General features: G+C 49.9%; 17 protein-coding genes and 1 pseudogene. 10 read left to right on the top strand and 8 right to left on the bottom strand.

The window, feature by feature from the left end:
• Positions 1-177 precede the first annotated feature (177 nt).
• Positions 178-333 (top strand): annotated as a pseudogene (locus tag P349_RS00155) (ExeA family protein); the annotation flags it as partial.
• A gap of 182 nt (positions 334-515) precedes the next feature.
• On the opposite strand, the gene P349_RS00160 reads toward P349_RS00155, so the two are convergent.
• Entirely contained in the window at positions 516-1,061 is a 546-nt protein-coding gene (locus P349_RS00160) for a hypothetical protein (RefSeq protein ID WP_050597553.1), read from the bottom strand.
• A gap of 187 nt (positions 1,062-1,248) precedes the next feature.
• Between P349_RS00160 and P349_RS00165 the strand changes: the two genes are divergently transcribed.
• Positions 1,249-2,238, top strand: coding sequence for a tyrosine-type recombinase/integrase (locus tag P349_RS00165; RefSeq protein ID WP_032664393.1), 990 nt, complete (start codon positions 1,249-1,251; stop codon positions 2,236-2,238).
• Between the two features lie 254 nt (positions 2,239-2,492).
• Here the strand turns inward: P349_RS00165 and cfa are convergent, their stop codons facing one another.
• The 6 genes from cfa to P349_RS00190 form a co-directional block, all read right to left on the bottom strand.
• Positions 2,493-3,632 carry a cyclopropane fatty acyl phospholipid synthase gene (cfa, locus tag P349_RS00170; RefSeq protein WP_032664392.1) on the bottom strand — a complete coding sequence of 380 codons (1,140 nt, stop codon included), beginning with the start codon at positions 3,630-3,632 and terminating at the stop codon, positions 2,493-2,495.
• 28 nt (positions 3,633-3,660) lie between these two features.
• Positions 3,661-4,005, bottom strand: a complete 345-nt coding sequence (locus tag P349_RS00175; RefSeq protein ID WP_032664390.1) for a hypothetical protein — start codon at positions 4,003-4,005, stop codon at positions 3,661-3,663.
• Between the two features lie 183 nt (positions 4,006-4,188).
• Positions 4,189-4,947: a FadR/GntR family transcriptional regulator gene (locus P349_RS0124845; RefSeq protein ID WP_081758234.1), complete on the bottom strand. Its 759-nt coding sequence runs from the start codon at positions 4,945-4,947 to the stop codon at positions 4,189-4,191.
• A 125-nt stretch (positions 4,948-5,072) separates the two neighbouring features.
• Positions 5,073-6,245: a UxaA family hydrolase gene (locus P349_RS00180; protein WP_032664389.1), complete on the bottom strand. Its 1,173-nt coding sequence runs from the start codon at positions 6,243-6,245 to the stop codon at positions 5,073-5,075.
• Positions 6,242-6,598: a UxaA family hydrolase gene (locus P349_RS00185; protein ID WP_050597551.1), complete on the bottom strand. Its 357-nt coding sequence runs from the start codon at positions 6,596-6,598 to the stop codon at positions 6,242-6,244. The genes P349_RS00180 and P349_RS00185 overlap by 4 nt, the downstream gene beginning before the upstream one ends.
• A 12-nt stretch (positions 6,599-6,610) precedes the next feature.
• Entirely contained in the window at positions 6,611-7,576 is a 966-nt protein-coding gene (locus tag P349_RS00190; RefSeq protein ID WP_032664398.1) for a 2-keto-3-deoxygluconate permease, read from the bottom strand.
• 290 nt (positions 7,577-7,866) lie between these two features.
• Between P349_RS00190 and P349_RS00195 the strand changes: the two genes are divergently transcribed.
• Positions 7,867-8,514 (top strand): helix-turn-helix domain-containing protein, encoded by a 648-nt coding sequence (locus P349_RS00195; protein ID WP_032664386.1) that lies wholly within the window; start codon positions 7,867-7,869, stop codon positions 8,512-8,514.
• Between the two features lie 67 nt (positions 8,515-8,581).
• On the opposite strand, the gene P349_RS00200 is transcribed toward P349_RS00195, so the two are convergent.
• The gene (locus P349_RS00200) at positions 8,582-9,145 is read right to left on the bottom strand and encodes a YagU family protein (RefSeq protein WP_032664385.1); all 564 of its coding nucleotides are present in this window, start codon (positions 9,143-9,145) and stop codon (positions 8,582-8,584) included.
• A gap of 305 nt (positions 9,146-9,450) precedes the next feature.
• Between P349_RS00200 and P349_RS00205 the strand changes: the two genes are divergently transcribed.
• The 7 genes from P349_RS00205 to P349_RS00235 all read left to right on the top strand — a co-directional run bounded on the left by P349_RS00205 (position 9,451) and on the right by P349_RS00235 (position 16,584).
• Positions 9,451-9,969 (top strand): fimbrial protein, encoded by a 519-nt coding sequence (locus P349_RS00205; protein WP_032664384.1) that lies wholly within the window; start codon positions 9,451-9,453, stop codon positions 9,967-9,969.
• A 77-nt stretch (positions 9,970-10,046) separates the two neighbouring features.
• Complete coding sequence (locus P349_RS00210; RefSeq protein ID WP_032664382.1) at positions 10,047-10,721, top strand: fimbrial biogenesis chaperone; 675 nt, start codon at positions 10,047-10,049, stop codon at positions 10,719-10,721.
• Positions 10,722-10,828: 107 nt separating this feature from the next.
• Positions 10,829-13,351 (top strand): fimbria/pilus outer membrane usher protein, encoded by a 2,523-nt coding sequence (locus P349_RS00215; RefSeq protein ID WP_152540112.1) that lies wholly within the window; start codon positions 10,829-10,831, stop codon positions 13,349-13,351.
• A gap of 15 nt (positions 13,352-13,366) precedes the next feature.
• Entirely contained in the window at positions 13,367-14,365 is a 999-nt protein-coding gene (locus tag P349_RS26520; RefSeq protein ID WP_152540111.1) for a fimbrial protein, read from the top strand.
• Between the two features lie 80 nt (positions 14,366-14,445).
• Entirely contained in the window at positions 14,446-15,282 is an 837-nt protein-coding gene (locus tag P349_RS00225) for a hypothetical protein (RefSeq protein ID WP_032664381.1), read from the top strand.
• Positions 15,283-15,284: 2 nt separating this feature from the next.
• Positions 15,285-15,875 carry a plasmid pRiA4b ORF-3 family protein gene (locus P349_RS00230; protein ID WP_032664378.1) on the top strand — a complete coding sequence of 197 codons (591 nt, stop codon included), beginning with the start codon at positions 15,285-15,287 and terminating at the stop codon, positions 15,873-15,875.
• Positions 15,876-16,011: 136 nt separating this feature from the next.
• On the top strand, positions 16,012-16,584 hold the full coding sequence (locus tag P349_RS00235; RefSeq protein ID WP_032664374.1) for a recombinase family protein: 573 nt from the start codon (positions 16,012-16,014) through the stop codon (positions 16,582-16,584).
• Positions 16,585-16,714 lie beyond the last annotated feature (130 nt).

The following is a 16,714-nucleotide window of genomic DNA, read 5'->3' as shown; positions in this document are numbered from 1 at the left end:
ATCAAAAATCGAACAAGAAGTGATGATTCTGACCGAACACGGACAAAGATAACTCATGTAGATTTGTCACTTTAGGTGACATTTCAAACTGGCTAAAACAGGTGACTTTTTAATCTTGCAATAACAGCATTGACCGCGTAAGGGAGTATTTCCGCAGACAGAAAAAGGAAGGCGATCATGCGAGTTGAGGTTATGCAATTTTTCGGCCTGACAAATCCGCTGACTCAGGCCGGATACTACGAAACGGATACGCATAAGCAACTGACGAAAGATATCAGGGCCGCCATTCTGGAAGGAAGGCTGATCGCCCTTTGCGGTGTGATGGGTTTGGGCCCCGCGCTGGTAGCAGCTAAATGTGGGCTGAGAATCAGGGGTAAATGCAGGTTTGTGAATTTATAAACGCAGGTCGCTACAGATAGGCAGCTCACATCAACGAAATAAGTGTGGTGTGAAGCAACACTAAAATAATGACGATATTCAGGACTGACAGGGTTAACAGCAGCACCAGCGTCAGCTTAAGCATGGCTTTCTTTTTGCTTTTGCCATGCCTGTTGCAGAAGGTGCTGGCCTGCGCCAGCGGTAAGCCCAGTCAGCGCAGCCAGCAGCACGATCATTAAGCTATCGGGACCTTCTTTTTTTACCGGTAGCGTGGCGGGCTGTAAAAAATTAACAACAGGAAAACTGAGGTCAGGCACGATGATTTGTTTCAGCATGGTCAGTCTATATTCCTGATTCCGCAGATCGACATTCAGTTCAGCGATATTATTCAGCGCTTTTTCAATTTGCAGCTTGCGGGAAAGCCCCTGGCTGCCGAGCATCACGGAAAAATCAGGATCGTCTTTAATGCCCTGGCCGTTGCTGTATACCGGACGGGATATTCCAGCGGCCTGAGCAATTTGCAGGGCATATTCGAGACGGTGAATTTTTGTCTGCTGCAGGTTTGTCAGTTCGATACGTTTTAACCTGACAACGTCCTCCTGACGCCGAACTTCAAGCCTCAGCGCGTCACGTACAGCATCATTTTTGGCATTACGTGGTATACCATGATGTATCAGAGGCAAGCGAACGGGGCTCTGTCGCATTAACAGGGGCAGGTTGTCGGAAAACTGGGAGAATGGTTTTAGTTTTTTCTACTTATTAAAATGTACGTTTGAAAAAGTAGACTCTCTGCGGTACGCTCTGATGGTACATTTCCCCTGATTTTTCACCCAGCGCGCCGGAGGCTTTCCGGCCCGGACGGAGCCCGACATGATCCTGATGCCCGACGACGAACCGGAACTGAGCTTGCCCGCGGTGGTCATTCCACCCGGTGAGGAATTGCTGCCGGCGCTGGCCGGTGAGAATGCTCCGGTCAGCCCGGCCCGGGCCTACCTGCTTTCTCTTAATTCCCCCCGCAGCCGGCAGACCATGGCCTCGTTCCTGAACATCGTTGCCGGCATGCTCGGCTCCGCGTCCCTGGAGTCCTGCAACTGGGGCAGCCTGCGGCGCCATCACGTGATGGCCGTGACCGAGCTGCTGCGCGACACCGGCCGGACTACGGCCACCGTCAATACCTATCTTTCAGCGCTGAAGGGCGTGACGAAGGAAGCCTGGATGCTCAGGCTGATGGACGTCGAGAGTTTCCAGCACATCCGGGCGATACGTAACCTGAGGGGCAGCCGCCTGCCGCGCGGCCGGGCCCTGCCGCCGGAGGAGATACTGGCGCTGTTTGGTGCCTGCGAGGCCGATGACTCCAGCATCGGGGTACGCGATGCGGCAATGCTGGCCGTCATTCTCGGCTGCGGCCTGCGCCGCTCGGAGGCCGTGGGGCTGGATTTGCGTGACGTTGTCACAGTTGAGCAGGCACTTCGTGTGCTGGGCAAGGGAAACAAGGAAAGGCTGGCCTACATGCCGGCCGGCACCTGGCTGCGCCTGCAGAAGTGGGTTGAAGAGATTCGGGGGAGAAAAGACGGGCCGCTGTTCACCCGCATCCGCCGCTTTGACACCCTGACGAACGACCGCCTGACCGATCAGGCGGTGTACCATGTCCTGCAGGTCCGCCAGTGCCAGGCCGGGATTGGGAAATGTGCGCCGCACGATTTAAGAAGAACCTTTGCGACCGCCATGCTGGATAATGGCGAGGATCTCATTACGGTCAAGGATGCGATGGGCCATGCCAGCGTCACCACCACCCAGCAGTACGATCGCCGCGGCGAAGCGCGCCTGCGTAGGGCGCGCGACCGTCTGAACCTGACATGAACTTAACAACATGTTAAGAGGTTAAGTTAACAAGTTAGTAAGTAACTATGCCCGGATGTTACGCAATATTCAGTAATGGTGCCACAGCGGGACATCCTTTAAAGTAAACCAGCCGGCTATCCCGTATTCCCTTCTAAACAGGAGTGGCTTGGAGTTATGCGCGGGAGCTGGTATTTGGTGGAAGCTCTGCTCTGTGGCTTAAGTCCCCCGCGAAAAAAACAGGTAAATAGGGCACCATAAAAATGCGTTTTATTTTAACGCGGGACGCACATACCTCCTACTTTCCCACGGGTGAAGATCACCTGCCACAGTTGGATGTTTCTTACCCGAAATGTGCCGGCACAGGCGTTTAGATAATAAGTAAACATTTTTCTAAAACGCTCGGGATAACGCTCTTTCAGGGTAGGCCAGGCAGCCTGGAATCGCGCATTCCAGGCCATTAGCGTTTTGTCGTAATCGGGACCAAAATTATGCCAGTCCTCCATCACAAAATAGGGTTCACTGGCAGCGGCAATTTGTTCAACCGACGGTAAAAAACCGTTAGGGAAAATATATTTATTGATCCACGGATCGACATTCATCTCCGTTTTATTCGACCCGATGGTATGTAATAAAAATATCCCCTCCGGCTTCAGATTTTTATTCACCACATGAAAATAGGTATCATAATTTTTCGGGCCAACATGTTCAAACATCCCCACCGAGACAATCCGGTCAAATTGCTGATGGAGATCCCGGTAATCCTGGAGCAATATCTCAACATCCTGCCCCTCACAGCGCGCCTGAGCAAGCTTCTTTTGCTCTGCCGAAATGGTGACACCTGTCACTTTCACGCCATAGTGTTTTGCGGCATATGACGCCAGTCCACCCCAACCGCATCCAATATCCAGCAGCGTCATTCCCGTTTTCAACTGCAGTTTTTCGCAAATAAGATGAAGTTTGTTTTGCTGTGCCGTATTGAGATCGGTAGTGTCTTTCCAGTACCCGCAGGAATATTGCATCCAGGGATCCAACATACTGGTAAATAGGTCGTTGCCAAGATCATAATGTTCTTTTCCGACAATCCAGGCTCGTTTTCTGGATTGGGGATTAATCAGACGAGCGCTGGCAATACGCAGCAAGTCTTTCATATTGTGCTTTATACTGGATTCGAGATCGGCTGCAATCAGTTTAGCAATAAATTCATCCAGATTTTCACAGGTCCACCAGCCATCCATATAGCTTTCCCCTAATCCCAGGGAACCTTGCTGCAGAACACGTTTATAAAAATTATTATTATTAATATGGATATCAAAAGGTCGACTTCCGTTAATTTCTATTCCTGCTTTCTGAAGTAAAGAACGACAAATTCTGTACCAGTGATTATTCTCTGGTGGTACTATTGATTTTAGCATTGTTACCACAGCCCTTATAAATGAAGGTTTAAAGATATTTTTTACATTTATAAATAAATGCACTTGAACGCTGCGTCAGCCCTTCAATTTGCCCTGCCGTATAGCCCTGTTTAAAATAAGAAATCACTCTCTGGCGATCCCTTTCAACATTTAATCTTCTGTTTGAAATCAACTTCTGTTTAATGACGCTCTCTTTCTTTTTCTGCTCGAGCAATTCATTAAGTTTTGCCAGTTCATTTCGGGCAAGATCATGGTAACAGGCTGGCGTATCCGGAGATGAAGATATCATCTGCCATACTGCCATTGCTCTTCGTAGCAGTCCTTTACTCTCAAGAAAGTAGGCATCTGAAATCGTTGAATCGTTTTTTTTCATGTCATTAATTGACTCCCCTTCTGGAAAATAAAAAAACGCATGAGTGATATTATAACACTCGATTGGAATTCTAAAAATGAATTAAACAAATAGTCATTATTCCAAAAAGGAATGATTTAAATCACGACAACACACCTAATGAACAATAATCATGTTCATTAGGGGATGACACATTAATGGTTGTTATTTGACAGGTATGACAGATTGAACCTGCGAGAGCGTTGAATGGAGAAATGAGAGATGTTCACAAGCTAAATTTTGCGCTTCTTCAGCATCACCATCAATAATTGCCTGTAATAATTGCTGATGATGGCGATCGGTTTCATCCCAGTGTTGTTTATCGCGACGAATGGTATCCGCCGCATCCAGAACGGAACCCTGTAATACCGTATAGAAACTTTGCATGACTCCCAGAATCGCCTGGTTATGTGCGGCTTCTGTGATACCCAAATGGAACCGGGCATCGGCTTTGGCAGCTTCCTGTAAAGTGCCTTCTGAATAGGCCCATTTAAGCTGCTGATAAAGTTCCTGTAAATGCTGATGTTCCTGCGGTGTGCTGCGCTTAGCAGCGTAAAAAGCAGCCGCGCCTTCCAGCAGGCGACGAAATTCAAGAATATCAAAACGCACCTGCGGATTCGTTGCCGCAAGCTGGCTTAACGGGTCTGCAAACGCGTCGTTAAAAACATTGGCGACAATCACGCCTCCCCCGGAGCCGATCTCAAGCAACCCTTCGGCCTGCAGTTTCGATATCGCATCTCTGATAGGGGAACGGGAAATCTGTAACTGCACTTCTAGATCGCGCTGCGCGGGCAGCCATTCTCCCGGTTTTATTTTTCCGCTCACAATCGCGTCTTTAATAGCATCATACGCCAGCATAGCAAGCGTAGAGCCTCTTTGACGATCGTTACGTTGAACAGGGGAAAATACGCGTGCAGACATCATGCGACTCCTGTGAGTAGTACCTTTTTAGAGTGTTTAGCAGTGCTAACGATACCACAAACAGGATGACGAGTATTGAGGGGTTTTCCCACACAGAGGTGAAGTGTGGGAGAAACGCCCTCCGGCGATTAGATTTTAGGTCCGTAGGTATGGATATCCATGGTACGGTTATAGTTGATCGCTTCAGATTTGGTTAATTCACCCGACAGTACGCGCATAAACGCAGCCATGGTCTCTTCCGCCACCTGGTCTATCGACTTATTGCCAAGAATTATTTGACCGGCATCGATATCCATATCATGGGACAAATTTTGGTACGTACGCGGGTTACCACAGATTTTCAGTACCGGGACAATCGGAAAACCTTGCGGTGCGCCACGGCCCGTCGAGAAGACAATCCCCTGTGCGCCGCCGGCTGCGATGCCGGTCAGGATCTCAGGTTCAAACCCGGGTGAGTCTTTGATCCACAGCCCCTTACCCGGCACCTTGTCGGTGTAGTCCAGCACACCTTCAATGGTCCGCGAACCGGATTTATTGATTGCACCCAGCGATTTTTCTTCAATAGTGGAGAGTCCGCCTGCAATGTTGCCCGGTGTAGGCTGACCATTGCGCATATCCACCCCCACCGCCATCGCGCGTTTCTCCATGGCATCAACAATCTGGTAGATACGCTGCCCGACTTCCGGTGTGCGACCACGCCGCGCGAGGATATGTTCAGCACCCATAAACTCGGTGGTTTCACCAAACAGCACGGTCCCGCAGGCATCAACAATCGCATCGGACATGTGTCCAATCACCATATTTGAGGAAAGTCCGGAGGTGGTATCTGATGAGCCACATTTTATCCCCATCACCAGGTCTTCCAGACCCGCTTCGCTACGCTGCTGTGCGGAAATGGCGATAGCCATTTTCTGCACCAGATCAATACCATGCTGGATGGCACGGCTGGTTCCGCCGAGCTGCTGCATGACAATTTTTTCTACCGGGCGGCCGGTCGCGGCGATTTGCGCCACAATTTCATCCGCGTTGGAACCTTCGCAACCCAGGCTAATCACCAGTGCTGCGCCGACGTTAGGATGCGAACCCAGGCACCCCAGCGTGTTGGTGACCAGATCCAGATCGGGCATTAACTGACAGCAGCCACAATGGTGCAACAGGGCTTTCGACATCTGCGTGTTATACACAATCGCCTGGGCGATTTCCGTCACGCAGACCGTTGCCGGAATAACGGCGACAAAGTTACGGGAACCCACCTGACCATTTTCACGACGGTAGCCAAACCATTTAAAATTATTGTTCATTTTACTGCCTCCTGATAACGGGAAGTACGGGCGTGGGTAACCGCCTCATCATGTGTAAGATCGCCGCGACCATACTGACTGGCTAAATTGTGTGTGTGAACATAATCACCGGCAACGATGGTCTGGGTTGCCACCCCGAGACTTTCACCGTACTTCAGCACTTCTTCGCCGATGTTTAACGCCGCTACGGCCACTTTATGACCGAAAGGGATGGTGGACAGTGCGACAATAGCCTGGGTATTGCCCGCTTTATCCTTCACCGTGATGACATCGCCGCGCTGGACATCGCTCAGTACGGTGGCGACGCTATCACACGCCATGATCTTTAAGGCCAGTACTGTTGACTTTGACATGTTGAACCTCTTTTAACTCAATGAATTAGATTTAGCGGATTCGGTACGGACAGGGCGTTTCGCCAGTACGGAAACCACTAAAGGGCATAAAATGGCAGTCACAATGACCGCAGAAGAAATCTGGGCGGCGGCAACAGCCGCCAGCGGCGTAAAGCCAGGGGCGATTTGCGCCACAATCGCGGGGAACGCGACCGATAGTCCGGCGGTAGTTCCGACCGCTGCACCCACGGCAGGCAGGGTGTCACGGAAGAAAAAGCGATAGCCTGCATATCCCAACCCGCCGGTGACGATTAAGGTCACCAGTCCCAGTACGACGCCCTGAATGCCTGCTGAAACCAGTTGATGGAAATTGAGATGCATGCCAAGAGACCAGGCGAAGAACGGGACGAGAAAGTTCTGGCTTTTGAGCAACATCTCTTTCCAGTCATCATCCAGGTTGCCAAGAATAAAACCGACAATCATCGGGAAGATCACGGCGAAGAGCGCCATGTACGGAACGCTAATTAACCCGGAGGCACCCAGCGCAATCAGGGTAAAGAAAGGGCTGCAGCCGAGCAGCACCGGGGCCAGGGCGCCGACATCCGTATTGTCACCAAACTCCCCTGCCAGCCCACCAAACAGGCCGCCATTGATGGCGGTCATCCCCGGAATGATGGCCAGCGGTGAAATCCCGAGCACGCCCTTAATGCCAAAAAAATGGGCAACCAGTACCCCGATCACAATACCGGACACCACCTTCGCGACGAACAGCACCACTCCTTTCTCCAGTGGGCGACCCACTTTACGCACGTTAATCCCGGCTGCCGCGCAGAGCAGATACAGCGCAATCAGCGGAGAGGAACCTGATACAAACAATTGTTCAGTGAACCCGCCGATCCGCAGGGCATGCGGACAGAATGTGTTGAGCAGTGCCGCCAGTAACAGCGGGATCACCATCATCCCGCCTGGAAAACGCTGCATGGTTTTCATTATCTTCATATTCATCTCATTAATTCGATAACCCTTATCCTGGCGGTGAACGCCAGTGTACGGCGTGACATCACCTCACTGAACCAATGGTATGCCAAGGGATACCATTTAAATTGATCGACATCAAGAGAACGGATCCTTGCGCTTGCCTAAAGAGTCTCAATTGGTGATAGACTTATTGCACCCTATGGTATACCAAGGAATATCATTAGTATTCAGGACAGTTACGCTCTGGTAGAAAGATAAGGATTTCGGCAGCAGCCAGATATTCACGCTTTCACTTGCCTATGAGGATTCCTATGATTGACTATCACGCCCCTGCTGAACTCTCTTTTCCGCTTTCGGCAGTTAACGACTTATCCGCGCTTTTGTTGCCCGAGGCGCATGTCCCTGTCCCGTCAAAAGTGACCCACGGTAAGCGGTTATTTTATTTCACCGTTCATAATGAGCCGGTTCTCTATTTACTGACAGAAGGGCACTGTTTATTACGCCGTCATTCTGATCACCGCGTCGTGGGCACCCTCTTCGCCCCTTATATTGCGGGCTGGAGTTGGCCGGACCAGGGGAAAGGGAGCGTTTACCTTGAAAGAGGGTCTGCTGGCGTATTACATGCCATCCCCTTATGGCAGGCGAACCGGCTGGTAGAGAAAAATAACCAAAACCACAATATGTTTAAATTGATGAGTTATTCCATCAATAAGCTCATGTTGAATCAGAGAAATGCGTCTGACCGGAACGTGAACAGCACCGTAAAAAATCTCGTGCAGCAGTTGAGTCTTACCCCGAACGGGTTCCAGCAAAAAACATCAGTGTTGAATTATATTGCACAGCGTACCGGGCTGGGACGATCTTCCATATTACGTGCGCTGCGCGAATTACGCGACGAAGGGTATGTCGTGATGGAGAATGGTAAGCTTGAAAATATTACTGCCGATCATGCTAAATAATACAGGCTGTCGCGACAGCGGGGATAAATACAGGCTACTCCAGCTAAGCCCGCTGTCTTAGATCAGATCACTTCACATTTGTCACTGCCCACTTACCCTGTAACGGACGTGAGAACATCGCCAGCACCGCAATTAAACTCACCTCAATGGAAACTGACCAGCAAATATGGCCAAGCAGTTCACTCCAGAACTCGTAGCCATTAAGATTCCACAACCAGCCGGTTTGGCCTGAAAGATAGGCCGGATGCCGAAAACCCAGAGTCGGGATCAAAAAACCATGCATAATCAACGTGATCACAATCCCGTAAGCCGCGCCATACCAAAGTCTGATTTTAGGGGCAAAGGCAGAGATAAGAATATACAGGCCCGCAAAGATAAAACTGAATAGCCAGTGATAGAGCATAACCGCCCCCGGTATTGTTATCCCCTGGTACACATAATCCAGCGAGTGGGAGTTGATACCGAGCCACCCTAACCATGCATCGATATTAAGAGCTGGTGGTGATGCTTCACCCGCAATACGAGGAGGCATATTGGCCTCGGTACCGGATTTAACCAATGAACTGATCACCCCGCCAATAAATGTTGACCACAAAAAAATACGCAGGTTTATCTTATTAAAAATATTCATAATATTTTGACCATTGTGTAGAAAAGCAATTTCTCATGAGCGCCCCATAAAATGGATTATGGGCGCATGACTCAGTGCTGATAGCATTGCCGATTAATATTATCCAGTGCCATTAACATTTAGAAAAAAATTAATGAACGGTCGCGACACCAGGCATAGGATAAATCCTATGACTGATATAAGAAAGCAGTATATATCTTATGCAGGGTAAAAAAACATATCATTTATTCAGCAACAGGAAATTGCTCACTGGATAAAGCCTAATCCAGTGCGATAACACTCCGTCTTAACCAAAAGGAAATATCATGAAAAAATTTGTATTAGCATTATCCGTTCTGGCTGTCTCTGCAACTGCGGCTTATGCGGCAGATGGCACCATTAATTTCACAGGTAGCGTCATCGATCCAGCCTGTACTGCTACGGCCTCTAACGCAAATATCGCGATGGGCTCTATCAGTAAATCGGCGTTAAGCAGTGTCGGTGCAACCAGCCAGGGGAAACCGATAACCATTACCCTCTCTTCCTGCCCGGAAGCGGCGACAACGGCATCCATTACATTCAGCGGTACGCCTGACACGGCAAACAGCCAGCTGTTGAAAGTGGTCGCAGCAGACAGCAACACTGCAGCAACCGGCATTGGTATTGCAATGTATGAATCTAACGGTTCAACACTGATCCCGTTGAACACCGCATCATCGTCTCAGACACTGAGTACAACAACCGATACCGTTTATAACTTTATTGCTAAATATATGGCCACGAGTGCAGATGTGACTGGTGGTGATGCAAATTCAAGCCTTAGCTATACCATTAACTACAACTAACAGCCTGTTCACCCGGTGGTTTTAATTCTTAATTACTGCCACCGCTTTAACTGCTGTTTGATTCGAGGAAAACCTTTATGAAATTCACCTCAACATTATTATTAGCAGGGAGTCTGCTGGCAACCGCGACCGCAGCTAACGCTGGCGTTATTGTCGGTGCGACACGTGTTATTTATCACGGTGAAAACAGAGAGGAAACGTTATCCGTTAAAAACCCGGAGAAACAAACCGTTTATATGATTCAGTCCTGGGTGGAAAAAAAAGCTGCGCAAGACAATGTGCCATTTATCATTACCCCGCAACTGTTTCCTCTCGTGGCGGGAAAAGAGACCAATTTACGTATCACTAAAGTCAGTAACACCATGCCAAAAGATCGGGAATCTGTTTACTGGTTGGACGTGAAATCCACTCCGGGTTCCGTTAAGCCTGAAGAAAATGAATTGCAGATTTCAATTAAATCCCGTCTGAAATTGATTTATCGCCCGACAGGTTTACAAGGTAACCCGGCCGATGCGTATAAACAGCTGACCTTTAGCCGTCAGGGAAATCAGCTGCAGGTGACAAACCCGACGCCCTATTTCGTGTCCTTCTATAGCGTGAAGGTCGGGACCCGGGAAATTAACAACGCGGGTATGGTGTCACCGAAATCGACATTAAACCTGCCGTTACCAACAAACGCGGCCAATACGGTCACGTGGCAAAGCATTACTGATTTTGGCGATATCTCCAAACCTGCTGAAAGTCATATCTGAATCTGTTCTTTTTCATACTGAACATGGAAGCCCAGAGTCAGAAAACTTTTTTATAAAAACAAAAAGGAAACATTTTTCATTGTCCTGAGACATGAAAGGGTGCCAGTATGAAAATATCTTCACTTCACCTGCGCAGTATTACCCTGACAGGGTTAGGGTTAATTGTATTTCCGGTTGCCGCTCAGGAGTATTATTTCAACCCTGCGGCACTGGAAATGCAGGACCCTGGCCAGCAAACCGCCGACCTCGAACGTTTATTCCGTACGGGTGAACAAATGCCGGGTAACTATCGTGTTGATATTTATATGAACGGCAGTTTTGTTGAAACCCGCTCAATAAATTTCGTCATGGCTGACAATAAATTAGCCCCCGAATTAACCGTAAAACAGCTGGCTGAGATGGGCGTAAAAACCCAGGCGCTGCCTGCATTAACAAAATTATCGGACAGTCAGGCAATCACCCCTATTGGCAACTATATTCCGGACGCCAGCACTGACTTCAGTTTAGAAGAGCAGCGCCTTGATATTAGTATCCCGCAGACCGCGCTTGACACAAAAGCGAGGGGCTTTATCGATCCGTCTCAATGGGATCAGGGCATCCCGGCGCTATTACTGAACTATACCGCCAGCGGCGCGAACACCCGAAGGGCACATCAAGGTGAAAACAGTCAGAGTAATTATGTGAACCTGCAATCCGGTATCAATATGGGGCCGTGGCGGTTACGTAACTACTCGACGTATTCCCGGAGCAGCGATGGCCAGAACAGCTGGGATTCCGCCTACACCTACCTTCAGCGTGATATCCATGCATTGAAAAGCCAGCTGATCCTCGGTGAAAGCAGTACGCCAGGCATGGTGTTTGACAGCAACTCATTTACTGGCGTGCAGCTGACGTCTGACGACAACATGCTGCCTGACAGTATGAAAGGGTTTGCCCCCGTGGTGCGCGGGATCGCGAAATCCAACGCGCAGGTTACGGTTAAGCAAAATGGTTACACCATCTATCAGACCTATGTCGCGCCGGGTCAGTTTGAAATTACCGATCTCTACCCGACCTCCGCGAGTGGCGATCTGTATGTCACGGTTACGGAAGCTGACGGTAGTACGTTCTCGTTCGTACAACCCTTCTCCGCCGTACCGTTAATGCTGCGCCAGGGGCAGACTAAGTTCTCGGTCGTTGCCGGGCGTTATCGCTCAGCCAGTGGTCACGGCAGACAGCCTCAATTCGGGCAAACCTCGCTGATTTACGGCCTGTATGGGGCTACCACCGTCTATGGCGGACTGTTAGCGGCAGATAATTATCTGGCGGCAAGTCTCGGCGTGGGACATGGATTCGGCACGCTGGGTTCTGTTTCGTTCGATGTGACCCAGGCGAAAAGCGAGCTGCGCGATGAAAGCACCCATTCCGGGCAGTCATACCGTATTCAGTACGCGAAAGATTTTGCCGAAACCGGCACGACATTCACGTTAGCCAGCTACCGCTACTCAACCCAGGGGTTCTATACCTTCCAGGAAGCGAACGAAATGGGGTACGTGAACGATCCCGACTCGACCCTGGGTTATGTGGGCTACAACAACAATAAACGCAGCAAGTTTCAGCTCAACCTGAACCAGTCATTTAAAGCCTACGGCAGCGTGTATATCTCCGCTTTTCAGCAGGACTACTGGCGGATGAACGGCTATCAGCGCACGGTGAATCTGGGTTACAGCCAGAATATAGCCGGAATCGGCTATAACCTCGGCTATAGCTACAGTCAAATGCCTGATGGCCAAAACAGCGACCGGCAGGTGTCGTTCAGCGTTCAGGTTCCGCTGAGCCGCTTCCTGCCGAACAGCTGGGCCACGTACAGCGTGAATACCGCCAGCCACGGCAGCGTGAACCAGCAGGCGGGGATCAGCGGTACTGCACTGGAAGACAACAACCTTGACTATAGCGTACAGCAAAGCCTCGGTAATCATGGCCAGGGATACAGCGGCAACGCCAGCGTGCGTTATAAAGGCAGCAAGGGCGAAGTGAACGCAGGCTATAACTATACCAAAGATTATCAACAGGTTAACTACGGTGCGCAGGGCGGCATTGTGGTTCACCCTTATGGCGTGACGCTGTCGCAATCCCTCAGCGACACCATTGCGCTGGTTCGCGCCCCTGGGGCAGCCGGACTTAAGCTTGAGAACAACACCGGGGTCTACACCGACTCACGCGGTTATGCGGTTGTGCCGTATGTCAGCACCTATCGCCATAATCGGGTCGCGCTGGATACCCGCTCGATGGGCGGCAATGTCGATATCGACACCACCGTTCAAACCGTCACTCCGACCCACGGCGCGGTAGTCGTGGCGAACTTTACCCCTCGTATTGGTAAGCGGGCGGTGATCACCCTGCGCTATCAGGGCAAACCGGTGCCGTTCGGCGCCACCGCGACGCTTGTACAAGAAGAGAGCGATGTGGATAACAGCGCACTGGTCGGCGATGGCGGCCAGGTCTACCTCAGCGGCGTGCCTGAAAAAGGGACACTGATCGTGCAGTGGGGGAAAACCGCAGATAAACAGTGTAAAGCGCCATTTACACTGCCATCTGCAGACAATCACGATGCCGATGTGCTGCAGATTTTTGCAGCAATCTGCAAATAATGGATGGGAAATAGGATGATTCTACGTAATACGTTTATTGTGACCTTACTATTGTCCGGAACGGCATTCACATTTGCCCCCTCAGCACATGCTGACTGTAGCATTACCGCTTCGTCGACCATCAGCGTACCTAATCTGATCGTCCAGCGCGATGCCCCGGTCGGTTCACAAATTGGATCTGAAATAATCGGCTCCGACAGACAATTTTCAAGCTGCAGTACCGGTGTGACAAATCCCAGTTGGGGCTGGGGAATAAAAAGCTACGGAACTTATGTCATGACTATTAATGGTCGGCGGGTTTATAGCACTAATATAGCCGGTATTGGCTATGCTATTGGCATGGAGAGTACACTAAGTTGCTCTGGCGCAATATCCTATGTCACCGAAAGCAACAATCAGAATATGATCTGTGGTTCTTCCGCTGCGGGAATGTTCACAACTTTTGTGATGAAGGGTAAGCCCAGACTGACTTTTTATAAAACCGCACAAACCACAGGTTCTGGCATGGTAAATAGCACCAATGTTGGCGCCTCTATTCTTAATGATTGGGGCACATGGCGCTCTGATTCTGTTTTATCCATGAACAGCTTTAACGTCACCACTACAGCCTGCTCGGTCACCAACGCGGCCGTCAAAGTGCCGCTGGGCAATGTATTGAGCACGGCATTCACCGGGACAGGTAGTACCGCAGCAGAAAAAAACTTTACCATCGATCTTGATTGCGACGCGTCAACCCGGGTGAATTTGACCCTGGAAGGCGCTCAGGACAGCAGCGGTGCGGCAGGTGTTCTGGCGTTGACCCAGGCAACAACCGGTGCAACCGCGTCCGGCGTGGGTGTGCAGGTGCTTTATAACGACACCCCGGTCACGTTTGGTTCGATGTTTAACGTTGGCACCGCCACTACCAAAGGCGCTTACGCTATCCCTTTGACTGCTCGCTATTATCAAACGACGGAAAAAGTGACAGGTGGCCAGGCTAACAGCCTGGCGACGTTTACTATCACCTATCAGTGAGAGCAATTTAAAAAGCGTGAATTTCCTTATTTACAAGGGTAAGATTTTTCCTAAGAAAAATCCCAGTATTAAGGAATTCGATGGAACGCAACAGCATGAAAAACTCTTATAACTACCATAAGAGGATACTCATTTTAAGTGCGACGCTCCTGTCTGTCAGTTTGATATTTGCCACACTACTGGGGATGTATAACCACTTTGAATCGTTTATTGCCAGGCAGGCTAACGTGCTGCAAACCGAGCGGGACTATGTCGAGATCAGAACCGATCAGTTTACGACCCGTCTCAAGATGTTTGCTAACTTACATGAAGAGACTGAAGGTACACATATTCATGACTATAGCCAACATCAGCACTTTTTGAATGACATTCAGCACCACAATGGCGTGCTGCTCGGTTCACCGCTGACGGGCAGCTTGCCCTATATTTTTCTGGCGGCGCCGTCAGAGACTGGCGTCCCCAGCACGGTCAGTGATAATTCCTTGAACCTGCTTCAGGACTTTACCCCGGCCGTCGCCATTCGCACTCGCGAGCTGGGCAGAACGCTGGATAATTTTATCTATACCCCGGACGGTAAATTCTTAGCGTTTCTCTCCCCGGACGACAGTGAGATCAGACATGTATTACAGTCGTACCCTGTTAGCGAAATTATTCAGTCGCAGATCCAGCCCACCGAAGCCGCACGACAACAACAAACGCCGGACTATTTGCTAAAAAAACGTATCTTTTGGGTTCCCCCTCACCGGGAAGCGCTCACCGGAAAACTGGCGACCTACTACGCGACCCCTATTTTTACCTACGGTAAAATTAGCGAAGTCGTCGTTGTTGGAGAGCATGAAAAACCTTGGGGCAGTCATCGAATGGGGTCTCTTCAGGGGTTAAAATACCCACCACCACTTCATAACAATACCTGCTGACTATGAAGATCTACGTCATCAAAATAGCAGTTCGTGGAGTCAGTCCGATGGTCTGGCGTCGGCTGAGAATTGCTGCCGACACGTCGCTGGCCGCGCTTCACTACATAATCCAGATCGTGCAGGGCTGGGGGGACTACCATCTCCATCAATTTCACATTTATGGCAAAGATTACGGTATCTCCTACGAAGGAGGCATCGGTTTTATCGATAATCCATTCCGGGTCGTGATTGATGATTTTGCTTTTGATGCTGGCGATCGCTTTACCTATGAATACAATTTCTTTGAGCACTGGCTTCATGACATTCGTGTTGAGGCCATTCATGAAAACTCTACGCTGAAAGCGCCGTTTTGTATAAGCGGCCATGGTATGCCCGGAGCCACAACTGCGGATGAGTTCGATAAAACCCTGGCGTTTCTTGAAGCTATCGTTAATGCGGATGATGAAACAACGGTCGGCGAGATCCGCCCTTTTGCTGACGACCTGGATGCTGTCCGGTTCAACCGCCACAAAATCAACCGGCAACTGAGTAGACTCAACCTTGCATCTCCGGTGCTGGAGCCTGAAGTGATTTGGCTGGGTCGTCGTCGCTGACGGATGTCTATAAAGGTATACGTTTTCAGCATGCCTCTCAGATCCCCGAAAAAATGTCTATAAACCTCCCTAAATCGGTGTTTATGGATTATTCTTTAAATCTCTATGATGTTTAAAGACCTTCCGGAGGTTTTACGTGCAATATGCCTACATCAGGGTAAGCTCGGCCGATCAGAATACGGCCCGTCAGGAAGAAGCATTGTCAAAGGCGGGTTTTCAGCCTGATAAAATTTGTGTTGAGCATGCCAGCGCGAAAGACACAAACCGCCCGGGGTTACAGGAACTCCTGGGGCAATTACGCCCTAGTGATACGCTTCTGGTTCATTCCATCGATCGCCTTTGCCGGAATATGTCGGATATGTGCGCTGTCACCACCCGGCTTCGTGATCAGGGCGTTACCCTTATTTTTCTGAAGGAGCAACTGACGTTCAGCGCCGGCACAAACAATCCGATGCAGGAACTGCAGCTGCACATGATGTCGGCATTCAGCCAGTTTGAACGAGCCTTACTGAAGGAAAGGCAGGCCGACGGTATCGCCGCAAAAAAAGCACGGGGTGAAAAAACCGGGCGCCCCGGCGCCGATATCAAAAAGATCCAGGAAATTGACGCACTCAGAAGCAGAGGGGTCAGACTCAGGATCGCCTGCGACCATGCGGGCCTTGGCGTTTCCACATACTATAAGCTTCGTCACCAGATGAACAACCAGTAGCCGTGTTAGCGCCAATGATATAAGACGGTAATTCACCATTTGAATTGTCCGCTCCACCCAACATGTTGTTTCCTTGAGGTTCTCACACCAGAAAGGACATCGACATGCTGAGCAGAGAGGACTTTTACAT

Origin of the sequence: Enterobacter sp. DC4 (genome assembly GCF_000568095.1) — a bacterium.
Taxonomy (GTDB): Bacteria; Pseudomonadota; Gammaproteobacteria; order Enterobacterales; family Enterobacteriaceae; genus Enterobacter; species Enterobacter pseudoroggenkampii.
The sequence above is the reverse complement of the archived record's forward strand: the minus strand, read 5'-3'. Positions and strand labels throughout refer to the sequence as shown.